12 protein-coding genes and 1 tRNA gene are annotated in these 16137 nt (G+C 40.3%); 2 read left to right on the forward strand and 11 right to left on the reverse strand.

The window, feature by feature from the left end; genetic code table 11:
* Positions 1-495 precede the first annotated feature (495 nt).
* From hypF to EL244_RS14420, 9 genes are all read right to left on the reverse strand, one after another.
* Positions 496-2775: a carbamoyltransferase HypF gene (gene hypF / locus EL244_RS14380; protein WP_126461782.1), complete on the reverse strand. Its 2280-nt coding sequence runs from the start codon at positions 2773-2775 to the stop codon at positions 496-498.
* Between the two features lie 138 nt (positions 2776-2913).
* A complete protein-coding gene (locus EL244_RS14385) occupies positions 2914-3768 on the reverse strand; it encodes an MrpH family fimbial adhesin (RefSeq protein WP_126461785.1) in 855 nt (284 codons plus the stop codon).
* A gap of 19 nt (positions 3769-3787) precedes the next feature.
* The gene (locus EL244_RS14390) at positions 3788-4300 is read right to left on the reverse strand and encodes a fimbrial protein (protein ID WP_006814159.1); all 513 of its coding nucleotides are present in this window, start codon (positions 4298-4300) and stop codon (positions 3788-3790) included.
* Entirely contained in the window at positions 4297-4800 is a 504-nt protein-coding gene (locus EL244_RS14395; protein ID WP_126461788.1) for a fimbrial protein, read from the reverse strand. Before EL244_RS14395 ends, EL244_RS14390 begins: the two co-directional genes overlap by 4 nt.
* Before the next feature lie 11 nt (positions 4801-4811).
* On the reverse strand, positions 4812-5294 hold the full coding sequence (locus tag EL244_RS14400; RefSeq protein WP_006814161.1) for a fimbrial protein: 483 nt from the start codon (positions 5292-5294) through the stop codon (positions 4812-4814).
* Positions 5295-5321: 27 nt separating this feature from the next.
* Positions 5322-6056 carry a fimbria/pilus periplasmic chaperone gene (locus tag EL244_RS14405; RefSeq protein WP_223844720.1) on the reverse strand — a complete coding sequence of 245 codons (735 nt, stop codon included), beginning with the start codon at positions 6054-6056 and terminating at the stop codon, positions 5322-5324.
* Between the two features lie 30 nt (positions 6057-6086).
* Positions 6087-8579 carry a fimbria/pilus outer membrane usher protein gene (locus tag EL244_RS14410; RefSeq protein ID WP_232004553.1) on the reverse strand — a complete coding sequence of 831 codons (2493 nt, stop codon included), beginning with the start codon at positions 8577-8579 and terminating at the stop codon, positions 6087-6089.
* Positions 8580-8729: 150 nt separating this feature from the next.
* Positions 8730-9296 carry a fimbrial protein gene (locus EL244_RS14415; protein WP_006814164.1) on the reverse strand — a complete coding sequence of 189 codons (567 nt, stop codon included), beginning with the start codon at positions 9294-9296 and terminating at the stop codon, positions 8730-8732.
* 787 nt (positions 9297-10083) lie between these two features.
* Positions 10084-10160 (reverse strand) — tRNA-Ile (locus EL244_RS14420).
* 357 nt (positions 10161-10517) lie between these two features.
* Between EL244_RS14420 and EL244_RS14425 the strand changes: the two genes are divergently transcribed.
* Positions 10518-11588, forward strand: a complete 1071-nt coding sequence (locus EL244_RS14425; RefSeq protein ID WP_230084810.1) for an NAD(P)H-dependent amine dehydrogenase family protein — start codon at positions 10518-10520, stop codon at positions 11586-11588.
* A 48-nt stretch (positions 11589-11636) separates the two neighbouring features.
* On the opposite strand, the gene EL244_RS14430 is transcribed toward EL244_RS14425, so the two are convergent.
* Entirely contained in the window at positions 11637-12233 is a 597-nt protein-coding gene (locus tag EL244_RS14430) for a GNAT family N-acetyltransferase (RefSeq protein ID WP_126461797.1), read from the reverse strand.
* Between the two features lie 257 nt (positions 12234-12490).
* Here EL244_RS14430 and EL244_RS14435 point away from each other — a divergent pair, with 257 nt between their 5' ends.
* Positions 12491-14512, forward strand: coding sequence for an NADPH-dependent 2,4-dienoyl-CoA reductase (locus EL244_RS14435; protein ID WP_126461800.1), 2022 nt, complete (start codon positions 12491-12493; stop codon positions 14510-14512).
* Between the two features lie 76 nt (positions 14513-14588).
* Here the strand turns inward: EL244_RS14435 and sstT are convergent, their stop codons facing one another.
* Positions 14589-15845: a serine/threonine transporter SstT gene (gene sstT / locus EL244_RS14440; protein ID WP_006814168.1), complete on the reverse strand. Its 1257-nt coding sequence runs from the start codon at positions 15843-15845 to the stop codon at positions 14589-14591.
* Positions 15846-16137: the final 292 nt, after the last annotated feature.

The following is a 16137-nucleotide window of genomic DNA, read 5'->3' on the forward strand; positions in this document are numbered from 1 at the left end:
GTATTATTTGTATTCAAAATTGCTTCAACAATTACGTCTAATAAACAATATTCTTATTAGACGTTACCTGATGTGTAAATATGAATGAGATCCTAGTCCTACCACCTTTTAATCACTTGATCTTCATCAAGAGGCAATAAGAAATTTGGTCTTTTTTAAATTTATGATAGAAAAATCGATTCAGCCAAGAGTTAACAGATGATTTGACTTTTTATTGAAAATTTTAATATTCCAAAAAATAAAGATTATAATCAATTGAAAATAAAGAAAAAAACCAAAACAGCATCATTCCGTTAATATATTTAACAGAACTGAAAAGATTAATTAAACGAATTCCGAGTAGCTTTTTTTGATGTTCATTCAATTCTATTTAAAAACAAATAAGAATTAATCTCAAAAAAGATAAATAAGAATAAATATCAAAAAGAATAAAGCTAAATTTAAATAAGTTTATATATTCGGTTATTTAAAATAAAGCCTGACTATTATTGTCAGTTATTCATCTTTAATTTGAGCAGTAGCTATCGCCGCCTGTCCTAACGCTAATCCTCCATCGCCCATCGGCAATTGGTGCGCATATAGCACATCCAAAGGCTGCAATTTTTCAACCAGTAGCTGACGCAATAATAGGTTATGCATCACGCCACCAGATAAAACTACCTTATTAATTTCATACCGGTGAGCAGCTTGATGCGCTAGATCTGCAAATCCCTGCGCTAAAGCGACATGAAAAGCATGAGCACGCTCAGCATCAGGTGCAGAATAACTCAACCATTGCTGCCAAAATGTTTTCAAATCCAATTGTTGCCCAATCACTGGCAAGCTTACCGGATGCTGTTTTAGGACGCTTTGCCGAGCTAGTGCTTCTAGTTGGCAAGCTCCCTCACCCTCCCAGCTCATCTGCTGTTTACAGATCCCCAATGCTGCCGAAATCGCATCGAAAAGTCGCCCAGCTGATGACGCTGTAGGGCTATTAATTCCACGTAGCATCGCTTTTTGGAGTACTGGATAAGGGAAAGGCTGGAGCGTTGAAGCGATTGGCAATGTTTGCCAATTCGGAACAAATTGCTCCAACTGAGCCAATAAATTTCGCCATGGTTGGCGGGAGGCCAAATCTCCCCCCGGCATTGGAACGGGGGGTAATCCACCAATATGCTGGCTGGTACGGTAATCCACCAATAAACATTCTCCGCCCCATAAACGATTATCATCGCCAAAGCCTAAACCATCTAAGGCTAAACCGATCACTTTCTCATGGCCAAGGGGAATTCCATGCTCAACCATCACCGCCGCAATATGGGCATGATGATGCTGGACTTGAATAAATGGAATGTGTAATTGCTCGCTCAAAGATTTACCGTAGCGATGACTGACATAACTAGGGTGCATATCTCCGACTAATACTGTTGGTGTAAAGCGGTAAATTGATTCAAAAAGATGGATAGTTTTTTGATATTGTTGATAAATATCAATATCATCCAAATCGCCCAAATGTTGACTGAGCACCGCGTTTTTATCACGTAATAGGCAAAAAGTATTTTTTAAATCTGCGCCAAGCGCCAAAATAGATGGGGAGTTTTCGAAACCCGCGGGAAGTTCAATAGCATCCGGAACATAGCCCCTTGCTCGACGCAGCATTTCCGCCTGTCCCCCATGGTAGCGCACCAAAGAGTCATCCGCTCGTTGGACAATCTCCCGATTATGTATCAACCAAATATCGGCAATATTGGCTAAATCCGTCAACGCCTCTTGGTCGGTTAACACTGGCGGTTTGCCAGAGGCATTTCCTGAAGTCATGACTAAAGGTGTATTCACCTCTGACATCAATAGATGCTGTAAGGGATTTGATGGCAGCATGACCCCTATTTCCTGTAAGTGGGGCGCAATATCAGGGCTAAGTAAACTATTGGCCCAAATCGGGATCAAAACTATCGGAGCGGCAGAACTTTGAAGTAAAGCTCTCAGTCCATCAGTAACCTCAACCCCTTGCTCTGCTAACCAATTGATTGATGGGATCATGACCGCTAAGGGCTTGCTTGGGCGATGTTTACGTTGTCGTAATTGATTGACCGCAGAGGAATTTGTGGCATCACAAGCTAGATGGAATCCCCCTAACCCTTTAATCGCCGCAATTTCCCCAGCCAATAATCGTTGAGCCGTTTGCTTTAACGCGTCATATTTTGTCGCTAATAAGTTTCCCGACCTATCACACAGCTGGATTTCTGGTCCACAAACAGCACAAGCATTTGGCTGAGCATGAAAGCGGCGATCGGCGGGATCCTCATATTCTTGCTGACATTCAGAGCACAGCGGAAATTCTGCCATTGAGGTATTTGGGCGGTCATAGGGCATTTGACGGATAATCGTAAAACGAGGCCCGCAATGGGTGCAATTTGCGAACGGATAATGGTAGCGTCGATTTGAGGGATCAAAAAGTTCGCTACTGCACGCTTCACACGTGGCTGCATCGGGAATAACTTGGGTATCCATTCTGCCCGCACCGCTGTGACGAATGGAAAACTTTTCGGGTATTTCATCCCAATCAAAAGGCTGGGATTGCACCGATTCAATATGTGCCAGCGGTGGGCAATGCTGATACAGTAATTCAGTAAATACGCAGATATCCGCATCTGCAAGGAAACGGACTAGGACACCTTCCCCATCGTTACAGACATCACCTTTGAAAGCACATTGATGGGCTAACTGCCATACATAAGGTCGGAAACCAACCCCTTGCACTTTACCTTTGATCCGCAGCTGTATTCCGTTTTTCACCCAAATGCCCTCTTATGATGGAGAAGGTATTCTCGCGCTAATAAGTAAAAATAACCTAAGTTAAGATCAAAAAATGGCAGGGTAGTGGTCATCAAATTTCACCACCACTCTGCCATTTGCATATTATCAGGTTTGTTATTACGGAATTTCTACCGATAACAGGAAAATTCCAGAGTATTCGTCCGGTGCAAGATCCTTGGTTTTCACTAATCGGCTAGAGACTCGAAACTGTTTTCTCACAAAAGACTCAACCGTTAATATTGTTGAAGGTGAACCGTCCACATTAATTTCTGACTCTAACCCATCCGCAATAAAGATAAAGTTATCATTATCTAAACCAGCCACTGCTGCAATTTTTACATCTGTAGTATCCGTGCAACTAACGGTGAAGTTTTCTGTCACAGTATGCCCATTTAGGGAGCTATTGGATAAAGTGCCGTGGTCGATATAATCTGGACCTTCGATATTACAGTTTACCGTCCCCGGGTCTAATGGGGAGCAGAGTATAATCGGGTTATCCGCAGTTTGCTCCCTCTGCATTTTCTGCCGATAAAGAATTCCTAAATTGAAGCAATATCCAACACCCGGTCTTCTTGGATAAAATTGCCAACGACCCGGTATTTGTCTATTTAATACATTATCGTTTTCTAATGCTCGCGCAACTTCACTAAATGTAACGGGTTTTTCATCCCATGAACTTCTTTCTCTCAATCTGACAGAATGCGTGTCAAAGTTAACAATGTGTGAGTTGCCAGCACCATATCCACCATCAGCATAAGTTCCCCATGATCCTAATTCGATATCACAAGGGCAGCTTCCTGTCGTTTGTACTGCCATCGGACGATTATCATGTTGCAAATCGCCACGTAAAATATACCGTGTATCCATCCACGCACCATAGTCAGTGAGTAGCTCACCTTGCGCGGCGAATTCGGCTCGTGCAACTTGAAAAGGCGATATCAGTAATAAACAGATAAATATGAGTTTTTTCATAATAACCTTAACAACGTAGTTATTCGTAATAGATATTGAAGGTTGTTGTAGCGGTAAAATCACCTAATTTAATACTCTTATTCGCGATAGCATCATCTTCAGCAAGGATAGAGGCCTTAAAGGTAATAGCGGCCGGAAAATCATTATTTTTCATGCCACTAACTGGATATTGAGTATTAATATCTATATCGCTATTGTCGTGCGTGAGCTTGATGGCATACCCTAAATCCCCCGTATCACCATCAACCGCCAGAGAACCTTTAATTTTTGAATTTACGACGCCAGTGAATTCCATTGAATATGAAAAATCAGGCAGATACTCACAATCAGATAGCGTAATGTTAAAAACTTCGGCAATCTCTCTTTGTCTATACAGATCCTTATCATTAACCTCATGAAACGGTATCTCTAGATCAGCGCCATCATTGATATTACAAGGGATTGCGTTCCTCAATACTCCAGAAAAGCTCACTTCATCCGCGAAAGCATTCCCAGAGAAATAAAACAGTAGAGTAAAGAAGATTATTTTCATTGATAAGCAACCGTCAATGTTGCATTGGCGGTAAATGCACCAGCATAGACGACCGCGTTACTTGAGCCACTTTTCACTAAGCTTGCTTTTAAATCTGGTGTTTCACCATCTGAACGATAAGTATAAGTAAAATCATAATTTACTCTTAAAGGCCTAGATCCATTATAGAGCTGTAATCCAATCTCATCTTGTTCATTGATTGCTAACAGATCTCTATCAAATTCTGATTCAGCGCCATCGAAACTAAAAACAACGTCAGTTCCTGATGAAATACCGTTACATTCCCATTCAAAATCAATATCTTCAATATAGGTTTTGCCGTCTTTTGTTGGGACTAATGCCACAACCAAGTCATCACCAAAATATACGTTAATTGGTCGATTATCATTGATAACACAAGGTGTGCTTTCAATTAATCGCCCACTAAAGTTAACGGGTACCGCTAGCGCCGTGTGTGTAAAAGCCAACAATAAAAGTCCTGAAAGACAAATCTTTTTCATAAGAAAATACCTTAATGATACCCAACAGTGAGTGTTGCGGTAGTAGAAAACTCGCCTCCAACAGGTCTTATCCCATCAGCTAATGCTAGTTCTGCGGTTAAAGATGGTGGATTAGAATAGTTATCAATTTCGTATCGAGTTCCTATATTCATAGGGCCATTATCGAAATATAACTTAATATTCAAACCCGGCGTGTTATCGACTTCAAGGCTATTCGCCGTTTCCCCTCTGGCACCTTCAAAAATCAAATACAATTCATCAAACGAGGAATCACAATACAATTTATACTTCACTGGCTGGGTGTATTTTCCGGAATCAATTTGCCCGATAACCACATCGTCACCGAAATCGACATAAATTTCTTCATTGTCGTTTAATACACATCCGCCCGATAAAATATTCACTCTAACAGTCACAAATTTCCCATCTGCAAACGACAATACAGACACAAAAAACAGTAAACTAAGGCACAATAACTTCTTAACTATTGGCATGGTCTCTATCCATCATTTGCAGTTTGGTTATTTGGTCTCTTTCGCACGACATTCCGTTGCAGAACAGCTAAATGGTAAATCCACTTGTCCACCGTAGTCATTGATATAATTAATGACCGGCGCTGAACCTAATTGATCCGCCGTCAGCGATAATTTTGTTTCAGCAAACGGCGCAATATCGGTAGCAGTAAAACCCGCTATTTTTTCTGAGGTCGCATTTTTCTTAACGCTATTCATGATGATGTAATACGGTGTTGGGTTTTTGGCATATATTTCGCCATTTTTCTTAACCAACACTAATTTATGCTGCCATGGTGAATTTTTCATTTCAGTTGAATCCATTACTAATGATTCAGGACGATAAAAAAACTTCACTCGAGTTTGCAGTGCAATTTGTAATACGTTACTTTTTTTACTTGTTGGTGGAATTTCTCTCAAATTAAAGAAAAACATCGTTTCTCTATCTTGAGGTAATTTCACCACATCCGGTAAAGCTTCAATTCGTAATTGGCTAGTTTGCCCCGCGTTAATTCGCTGAATTGGTGGCAGGATCGTAAAATATGAAGTCAGTTTTTCGCCATTAGGCACTTGCATCCAACCTTGAGCTAAATAAGGCAGTTGGTTATTTTTATTACTGACTGTTAATGAAATTGAATTGCTATCTCCATTATAAATAATTCGAGTACGATCCATCGAAATAGCAGAATAGGCATTCGCTGTGACAAAACAGCTAAGTAATATTACGGATAATTTCTTCATCATAAACATTAGCCTTCTTTTTAATATATTTTATTAATTGCAGGGTAAGAGCAATTTGTCGAAAACATCGTGCGATTCAATATCTTTAGGGAATGTAATAACACATTCAGAACCTTGCCAAGTAACATTCATAGTTTCACCCGGTCTAATTCCCCCAATATAGGCTTCGCCTTGGTCTCCAACAATTCCCGTCACCTTACCGTCATTATTTTTAATATCGGATGCGAAAGGAGGATAACTCCCATCTTTTAATCTCAATAGAACCATTAATTTCGTACCGTAAATAACATCAAAATTTCGGTACCCTATTGCGCCTTCTGTTAACGTTGATTGAGCAATGGAATCCGCCACTTCAACATTTTTAGGTAGTTTATTAATGTCTATTGCTAAATTCGTTTTATAGTAGCTAGTTAAATCTGGAACGATGGCTTTACCAAAACTGTTCGAGCGCAATGTGGTTCCATTATATTTTACAGGTACATCTTTAACGCCGTTGGTATCAACAAAAATGCGGGTTCCACCAAGTGCGGTAATTGGATGAAATCCAGCCCCATAGCCTGTTAATGTCATTCCACCTTGCAGTGTCGATGACAGACTCATCGAGCTATTACTCATATAGTTGAAGCTAGAATTAAAGTCAGAATTGTTCCCTTTGTGGCTGTAATATCCACTGAGTAAGGCACTGTGCCTGTTATTACCAACGCTGAGTGATACATTATTTCTATCGTCAATTCGGGTATTGGCAGTGAGCTTGTTGGTATTATCATTCCGACCATTGTACGTCGAAGCGCTGATATTCGTTCCACTTGTCAATGGCACAGAAACACTGACATAAACGCCATTATCTCGGAAACTCTGCATCTTACTGCTAAATACGTTGATAGATAATCCAACGTTGTTAAACATTTTCGTATCGAAATACTTGGAAAATGTCATGTTATACCGATGACTGTTGGGTCTATTCCAGTAAGTCTGATGGTTGTAGCTCAAATTCATGGATGAGCGCCAATCAGTAAAATTTTTGCTCACCGAGGCTGTGTATAGGTTTTTATTATGCCCGGCATACATCGATTCATGATTATTATAGGCGAGGAAATCACTCATCGTCATAAATTCACGATCCGTAAAACGATACGCCGATAACTGCAATTGACTACTGTGTGACTGAAAGCTTTTATAATAATCAATCTTGTATGCTTTACCTTTGAGCGTAGGACCCTCTGAGAGTGACGCTACTGAATGATTTAAGGTAAAAGAAACTGCGCCAAACTGGAATAAATCACGCCCAACCCCCATCGCAAATGAATTGAATTTGCTACTGTTAAGCGCTCCACCAAAAATAGACCAGCCATTGGTTATTCCCCATGATGCTTCACTTTGGGCAAAAATATCACCATTAACATGACGGTTTAAATCTGTTGGTCTACCCGCACTCATTTTATAACGAATAGAACCCGGTCGAGATAAAAAAGGAACATTTGTCGCTTCAACTTCAAATTCAGAGACTCGACCATCACTCTCTTCAACTCTAACCTGCAAAGTTCCTGTAATGCCGCTATTTAAATTTTGAATGCGAAAAGGACCCGCGGGCACTAAGCTTTCATAGATTAATCGACCATCTTGGCTGATTTTAACGATGGCATTTGTTTCGGCAAACCCCGTGACTTCTGGAGCGTAAGAACGCAAGCTAGGAGGCAGCATATTGTCATCGGAGTACAAAGAAATTCCGGCAAATTTAAAATTATCAAATAAATTAGATTGCAGATAATCTTCACCGACCGTTAATTTTGCCTTTAAGCTTCTAATCGCTCGATAGGCATAAATACTGGTCCACTGAAATTCTTTGGTATCTCCCGCATTGCTATGCTGTACATGATTATAAGTGCCCTGCCAGTGTCCTCGTAAACGCCAACTACCTAAATTTGCGCCTAATACACCTAATCCTGAAAAATAAACCGTGTCACCCGCTTTATTATCACCTAAGCTGCGATTAAATTGAGAGGTTAAATTATAATCAAGAATAAGGCCTTTAATTCCATCTTCCCAGCGTGATGCTGGCTCCCAGTCATCCGCAGAATATTCCTGATAATTTTTGGGAATATTTATATTCAACGTGCTATTTGATAATTCAGGTCTAACTTTCATTCCTGATAGGCTAGATGTATCTAGACATTCTAATCCATCTATTGATTCCCATTTTAATGAATTTAACGCCTGTGGATTTAAGTTAAACTTCTCAACAATTTCATTGGTTATACAAGCCTCAGACTTTTCATCTCGACTAAAAATTTGTATTTTTTCTTCCGGCAAAAAAGCATTGTTAATATAAATTTTAAATGGATAAATACCGGGAACAATATATAAATCTCTAGAAAAAACAGCTAAGTTTATGTTTTCCCTATCTTCTGCATTCAAAATATTGACATTAAAATCAATATCATCATCCTCAGCAAAAGAAACTGATGACTGAAGTGAAATAAGTAATATTACGAGTAGTTTTTTCATGGGATCAAAAAATATTAACATTTAAAAACACAGATTTGATAATTTTATTTTTATTATTCATCATTGCTATGCCCTTAAATTTTAATAAAGTTCCTAAGCTGAAGTAATGAGTTTATTCATTACTTCAGCTTATCGCTATAGATATCTTTATAAATATTGTTCTAAAGCGAATTAATTATAAGTCAAAATAAAATCAGTTACTGCTTGGAATTCACCAGGAATAATTTCTACTGGATCAGAAGCGCCCTTTAATGTTCCTAAACCTTTAATGTAAGCAGCAAATTGCAGTGTATTAGTTACACCTTGCAGTTTATGAGTCGATTTAGTTTTTTCATTTAATACAATTGGAGCATTGTTGCTATCGACGATTTGGATACCAGCACCACCCGCAGTACCTGTAATCGCTAATAATGGATTACCGTTATTCTCAGCGGCTGCACCTGAAAATGTCACATTCACGGTATCACCTGTTTCAACAGTACAGTCAATCAGTTTGATATCGAACATAACTGGGGATGATTGGCCATCTGAAGTTTCACCATTTTTTAATACAACGTCAGCAATTTGACCTAAATCCACTGTTTGGTCTAAAGACGCAGGGTCAATAGAACAAGGTGCGCTGATGATGCTACCAGTAAAAGTGACTTTACCGTTACCGTGGTTCACTGGCGCAGAGAACGCGCTGAAGCTAATTAAACTTGTTGCTGCGATAGCCATAATAGTTTTATTGAATTTCATAAGATAATTCCTTAATTAAGTAATATTTAGAAATGAAAAATTAAGCAAAAATAAATCAATAAAATCGTCATTAATTAACGATTCAGATATAGAATTCGGAATGAAAGAACAATACATAGATAAGATTATTAATTGAATCTATTTGCTCTTCAGCTTCGGTTCGCATAAATATTATAATTACACTTAAAAGCTGTAAAGGCAGATACACCTATTGATAGTATTAAGTTTAATAGGCAGTTATTTCTTGATACATTTAATCACATTCCGATTATCAACAGCCAATACAAATCAATGAGTTATACATAATGTTTCATTAATTCACAAAAACATTAATATAATGACAAAACATTAAAAATCACTTCTTTTCAGTTTGTTACATTTTAATATTTCAATTCATACAATAATTTTCAATTACTACTAAATAGCGTAATGATTTATTTTAAAATTATAGTCAAATTCCTATTTTTATTTCCTGATAGTAAAAATTAATTTATTTAAATTGTTTGAATCATTATCATTAACTAAGAAGAAAGATTAAATTATTATTACTTTTATCTAATGAGAATTATTTAATGACTTAAAAATATATTTCTCTATCACACAGGATACTGACAATCAAAAATGAGACTCATTTACGTTAATTTTATGGTTAGATTAATCTAAAGAGGGGGATCTCAATTGATGGGAAATGGGCAGAGGGAAGCCATTTTGTCGCCATTGGCTTTTTAGATACAAAAAAGCCACTTTTTTCAAAGTGGCTTAATGCGCTGATTTAACAGCTAAAATTTGGTGGCCCCTGCTGGACTTGAACCAGCGACCAAGCGATTATGAGTCGCCTGCTCTAACCAACTGAGCTAAGGGGCCAAAGTGGTGCGATTATACGTGCTGTTTTAGTGAAGGTCTAGTATTTCAAAACTATATGGCGAATTTGTGTTCAAGGCGATGAGTTTCTCTATAATTCAACATTCTAGCATCATCAAAAATTATTATTCCCATCCCAATGTTCGGATTTTATTCTAGCTTTCCATTCTTTATTAGATAACAGTTTGTAGATAAGTCTGAGTTAATGACTAACCTATATCAAATAGTCGAACGTTACCCCCGACTAATCGCTCTCTTTTTTATTTCGCATTCTTTGTTCAATTGATTGATATAAAACAATAATTTTATACTCTATATCTAACATGATGATTAAAAGATAAATAGCATAGGACGATAATGATGAAAAAAGTACGTGCAGTTCAATATGGTTGTGGAAAGATGGGTAAGTTTCTCATCCGTTACCTACAAGAACACGGTGCTGAAGTTGTGGCGGCTTTTGATATCAACGAAGCTGTTATAGGTAAAGATATCGGTGAGATTGCGGGTACGGCACCAACCGGAGTCAAAGTTAAGCCACTCCATGAAGCCGATAAGACCCTAGAAGCTTTAAAACCGGATGTCGGGATTATCGCTACCCTCAGTACCATGGCTGATTTAGAAGATGCATTCTCCCTATTTGCACGTCATGGTGTGAATGCTATTTCCACTGGCGAAGAAGCGCTCTACCCTTGGAACTCCTCTCCTGAAATTACCCAAAAACTCGATGAACTGGCCAAAGCCCATGACTGTACTTTAGCAGGTAGCGGCTATCCAGATATGTTTTGGGGTGTGCTTGTCGATACCCTCGCAGGTTCAATGCATAAATTGGTAAAAATTAAAGGTTCTAGCTGCTATAACGTCGAAGATTACGGGATCGCATTAGCCATCGGTCACGGTGCCGGACTGACTGTTGATGAGTTTAACCAGCAAATTGGCAACTATAATGACCTGCCTTATGAGGTGATTTCTCAAAAAATTGAGAGCGGCGAATATGCACCACCGTATATGTGGACTCAAAATGGTTGGCTGTGCAGCCGCTTAGGCTTAACTATCACTAGCCAAACTCAACGTTGCGTACCGCAAATTGCTAACGAAGATATTTACTCGGACACCTTAAAAATGACCGTGAAGAAAGAGGATGTTTTAGGTCTGTCAGCCGTGGTGATCACGGAAACAGCCGAAGGTGTCACCTTGGAAACCGAATGTATCGGTAAAATTTTAACGGCAGATGAGTGTGATAAAAATAGCTGGCAGTTAATCGGCGAGCCAGATACTGCTATTGAAGTGAATAACCCAGCAACGGTAGAGTTAACCTGTGCCAATTTGGTTAACCGCATCCCTGCACTGATTAATAGTCCTGCGGGCTACATCACTACAGAAAAAATGCCAAATAACGTCTATATGACTAAACCAATGCACGAATATCTATAAATTAATCATAAAGACAATAGCCCACTCTTTTGTGGGCTATTTTGTATCTCAACGCGGTTTTGTCATCAGCCATTCTATATGACGACGCACTGCCGGCCATTCATTATTTAAGATGCTATATACGCAAGTATCACGCAACTCTCCTGTACGCGTCACCATATGATTGCGCAAGATCCCATCCAGCTTAGCGCCTAAACGTTCAATAGCTTTACGGCTTTGATGGTTTAAAAAATGCGTTCTCAGCTCAACAGCAACGCACTCAAGTTCTTCAAAAGCATACTTTAATAGTAAGTACTTAGCTTCAGTATTTATGGGGGTACGCTGCGCCTCAACCCCATACCATGTGGCACCAATTTCAACTCGACGAACTCCGTGATCAATGCGCATATAAGACGTCATTCCAACCGCTTTATTGGTACGTTGATCAATAATGGCGAATGGCAGCATTTCTTTGCTAGCAAAGCGAGCTAAACGCGTGTCCACGTCTTTGGCTAAATTCTCTGGCTCAGGTACGGAGGTATACCATAAATGGTGAAGCTTATCCCTAGCAATAATATCTGTAAAAACAGCGTCATGCTGGTGAGATAATAACTCTAATCGAACGTGCTTGCCTTCTAAGGTCACAACTTGGCAAATCTCTTTCATTGGCATGTTTCCTGAATTGAACAGATTATATGAACCCACTTACTATCGAATTACGACGACTTAATGACTTTCGATTGTTGTAACCCTTTTTTATGACAAAAAAATAAAATGGGATCTGCGTTCGTTGTTATTTAGCCGTTCTGTGTAAAACATATGATAAAAATCACAATTTCTTAACATCATTCCCAATTCACGCAGCCAGTACGCTACAGTTAACTCATCTGACCTGTTATCAACTGCCCCAAATGGGAGCCATTATGAGCAATTTTTCACATCTTTTTACCCCTCTTGATTTGGGGCATACCGTTCTGAAAAACCGTATTTTGATGGGGTCAATGCACACAGGCTTAGAAGAACACCCACAAGGTAGCCAGCGTTTAGCCCACTTTTATCGGTTACGTGCTGAAAATGGTGTCAGCCTAATTATTACTGGGGGGATCGCCCCTAATCCAGAAGGCGCATTAGCCCCTCATGGCGCAGTATTAAATAATGAAGAACAACTGCCTTTTCACCAGCAAATCACCCAAGCCGTTCACCAAGCTGACGGGAAAATCGCTTTACAAATATTACACGCAGGGCGATATAGTTTACATCCATTATTAGTGGCTCCGAGTGCTATTAAGTCTGAAATCACCCCATTTCCTCCTCGGGAATTGTCAGGGGATGAAATCCATACAACCATCGATGATTTCGTAAAAACAGCCAAGCTTGCCCAGCAAGCGGGCTACGATGGGGTCGAAGTGATGGGCTCCGAAGGTTATTTAATTAATCAATTTATAACATTACGCACCAATCACAGAACCGATGAGTGGGGAGGCAGTTATCAAAATCGTATTCGCCTTCCCATTGAAATTGTTCGGCGAATCCGTGAAGCTGTGGGTAAAAATTTTATTATTATTTATCGCTTATCGATGCTGGATCTTGTCGAAGGTGGCTCCACATGGGATGAAATCGAATATCTTGCCAAAGAGATCGAGAAAGCTGGAGCAACCATGATTAATACGGGGATTGGCTGGCATGAAGCGCGGGTTCCGACTATCGCGACTCAAGTTCCTCGCAAAGCATTTAGCTGGGTAACGGAAAAATTGATGGGGAGAGTCAGCATTCCGTTGATTACCACCAACCGTATCAATGACCCGTTTGTTGCCGAACAAATTATTGCTAGCGGGCAGGCAGATATGGTGTCAATGGCACGCCCATTCCTCGCCGATGAAGCGTTTGTCTTAAAAGCACAAGAAAATAGAGCCGATGAAATCAACACCTGTATTGGCTGTAATCAAGCTTGTCTTGACCAAATTTTTAATGGCAAATTAGCCAGTTGTTTAGTCAATCCCCAAGCGGTAAGGGAGATGGATTATCCGAATGAATTGGCGGCTCGTCAGAAAAATGTGGCTATCGTTGGCGCAGGTCCTGCTGGGCTATCTTGCGCCATTTATGCGGCTAAACGCGGGCATAAAGTGACACTGTTTGAGCGCGCTAATCAAATCGGTGGGCAGTTTAATCTGGCGAAGCAGATCCCCGGTAAAGAAGAATTCTACGAAACCATTCGCTATTTTGCGCGCCAGCTCGAGAAACTTAATGTGGATGTCCGCTTAGAGCAAGCCGCCGACGTTAATAGCCTTACAGAGTTTGATGACGTGATTATTGCCACGGGCGTGATCCCTCGATCCGTCAGTTTATCGGGGGCAAACCATGCAAAAGTTATCACCTATATTGAGGCACTGAATCACCCTAATGCTGTCGGTAAGAATGTCGCCATTATTGGTGCGGGAGGCATCGGATTTGATGTCGCCGAGCTATTAACTCAACAAGGTATCAGCAGCAGTTTGGATGATGATAAGTTTATTCAGGAATGGAATATCGACCCCTCGATTACCACCCATGGCGGTATTTATCCACCGAATAAACAGCTCGAACCTTCACCTCGTCATCTCTATTTATTGCAACGTAAAAATAGCAAAGTAGGTGCAGGCTTAGGAAAAACGACTGGTTGGGTTCATCGACTTTCGCTGATGAAGCGCGGGGTTAAAATGTTTAACGGCGTAGAATATATGCGTGTCGACGATCAAGGGCTACACATTCGTTATCAAGATGAAAATATCTGTTTACCCGTTGATAATGTGGTTCTGTGTGCAGGTCAGGAACCTTACCGCCCATTACAGAAACAACTAGAAGAACGAGGGATCCATCCCCATGTGATTGGTGGTGCGGATATTGCTGCGGAGCTGGATGCTCGCCGAGCCATCGAACAAGGTATGAAAATCGCCTACTCACTCTAATCAAATACCAATAAAAAACCCCGCTTGCAGTATTGTCGGCGGGGTTTTTATTTGTCTGTTATTCGCTATTTAATGCTTAATCTTGAGTCTGAGATAACTCAGAATCCGCATTGGCTAAACGGTCATCTTCAGCAATACAGACCGCCGCAGTAAACAGCACATCCGTCGAAGAGTTCAGTGCAGTTTCCGCTGAATCTTGCAGTACCCCAATCATCACGCCGACAGCAACAACCTGCATCGCGATTTCATTAGAGATACCAAACATGTTACACGCAAGTGGGATCAACAGTAATGAACCACCTGCCACACCGGAAGCACCGCATGCGCACACGGCTGCCACGACGCTTAATAGCAGAGCCGTTGGGATATCAACCGGAATACCCAATGTGTGAACTGCCGCCAGCGTTAATACCGTGATCGTAACCGCAGCACCGCCCATGTTGATGGTGGCTCCCAGTGGGATTGATACCGAGTAAGTATCTTCGTGCAAATTCATCCGACGGCACATTCCCATATTCACCGGAATATTTGCCGCAGAACTACGCGTAAAGAAGGCAGTGACGCCGCTTTCACGCAGGCAAGCAAAAACCAGTGGATACGGGTTACGTTTCATTTTCCAGTAAACAATCAGTGGATTAACCACTAACGCCACGATCAGCATACAGCCGATTAATACAGCCAGTACGTGGAAATAGCCTGTTAAGGTTTCGAAACCGGTTGTCGCAATCGTTGAGGAAACTAAACCGAAAATACCTAATGGTGCTAAGCGGATCACTACACGAACTAACTGGGTCACACTCAATGAAAAATCTTGGATCATGGTTTTCGTCGAGTCGCTTGCATGGCGTAATGCAATACCCAGACCGATAGCCCATGCCAAAATCCCAATATAGTTACCTTTGATCAGGGCATCTACAGGGTTGGCAAAGATATTAATCAATAACCCTTTTAAGACTTCAGCAATGTTACCCGGAGGAGTCAGTTGAGTGTCACCCACCGCTAAAATCAGCTTCGAGGGGAACATAAATGAACCGATAACTGCAACAACAGCCGCAAAGAAAGTCCCTAAAATATACAGAACTAAAATTGGGCGAATACTGGTTTTTTGCCCTTGGCGATGGTTTGCAATCGATGCCATAACCAGCACCCAAACCAACACTGGAGCCACTGCTTTTAACGCGCTGACAAATAAGTCACCCAGCAGACCGACGTTTTTCGCTGCGGATGGCCATAACCAAGCAAGTAAAATACCTGCAATTAAGCCAACAAGGATCTGTTTGACCAAACTGCCCTGACTAATCACTCGCCATAACCCTGTTTTATTTGTATCCATGATAGACCTTTATGATTATCTTTTTTAGGAATTAAATGTGTTTGCTGAGCAAGTATAAGGAATATTAATCGCCTGAAAAGGCTATTATTCAAAATATACACAATGATTGCGTATTGATAACATTTAGTTTACATATCTGTGATCGCAATAGAATTTTGTTTCTTATAGTGGAATGCGCTCATCCAAAATCAATGATATTTTTCAGAGGGTTAAAATAAAAAAACACTCTGCGAATGGCTAGAGTGTTTTTCTTAATGAGGCTCAATATTGCGAAGAGAAATTTAACGTTTTC

It is taken from the genome of Providencia rustigianii, from assembly GCF_900637755.1.
Taxonomy (GTDB): Bacteria; Pseudomonadota; Gammaproteobacteria; order Enterobacterales; family Enterobacteriaceae; genus Providencia; species Providencia rustigianii.

What these genes read in the sequence shown, in the direction of transcription:
- EL244_RS14385 (WP_126461785.1), bottom strand. Translation starts at nt 3,768, where the DNA reads ATGAAAAAACTCATATTTATCTGTTTATTACTGATATCGCCTTTTCAA.
- EL244_RS14390 (WP_006814159.1), bottom strand. Translation starts at nt 4,300, where the DNA reads ATGAAAATAATCTTCTTTACTCTACTGTTTTATTTCTCTGGGAATGCT.
- EL244_RS14395 (WP_126461788.1), bottom strand. Translation starts at nt 4,800, where the DNA reads ATGAAAAAGATTTGTCTTTCAGGACTTTTATTGTTGGCTTTTACACAC.
- EL244_RS14400 (WP_006814161.1), bottom strand. Translation starts at nt 5,294, where the DNA reads ATGCCAATAGTTAAGAAGTTATTGTGCCTTAGTTTACTGTTTTTTGTG.
- EL244_RS14405 (WP_223844720.1), bottom strand. Translation starts at nt 6,056, where the DNA reads ATGATGAAGAAATTATCCGTAATATTACTTAGCTGTTTTGTCACAGCG.
- EL244_RS14410 (WP_232004553.1), bottom strand. Translation starts at nt 8,579, where the DNA reads ATGTTAATATTTTTTGATCCCATGAAAAAACTACTCGTAATATTACTT.
- EL244_RS14415 (WP_006814164.1), bottom strand. Translation starts at nt 9,296, where the DNA reads ATGAAATTCAATAAAACTATTATGGCTATCGCAGCAACAAGTTTAATT.
- EL244_RS14425 (WP_230084810.1), top strand. Translation starts at nt 10,518, where the DNA reads ATGAAAAAAGTACGTGCAGTTCAATATGGTTGTGGAAAGATGGGTAAG.
- EL244_RS14430 (WP_126461797.1), bottom strand. Translation starts at nt 12,233, where the DNA reads ATGAAAGAGATTTGCCAAGTTGTGACCTTAGAAGGCAAGCACGTTCGA.
- EL244_RS14435 (WP_126461800.1), top strand. Translation starts at nt 12,491, where the DNA reads ATGAGCAATTTTTCACATCTTTTTACCCCTCTTGATTTGGGGCATACC.
- sstT (WP_006814168.1), bottom strand. Translation starts at nt 15,845, where the DNA reads ATGGATACAAATAAAACAGGGTTATGGCGAGTGATTAGTCAGGGCAGT.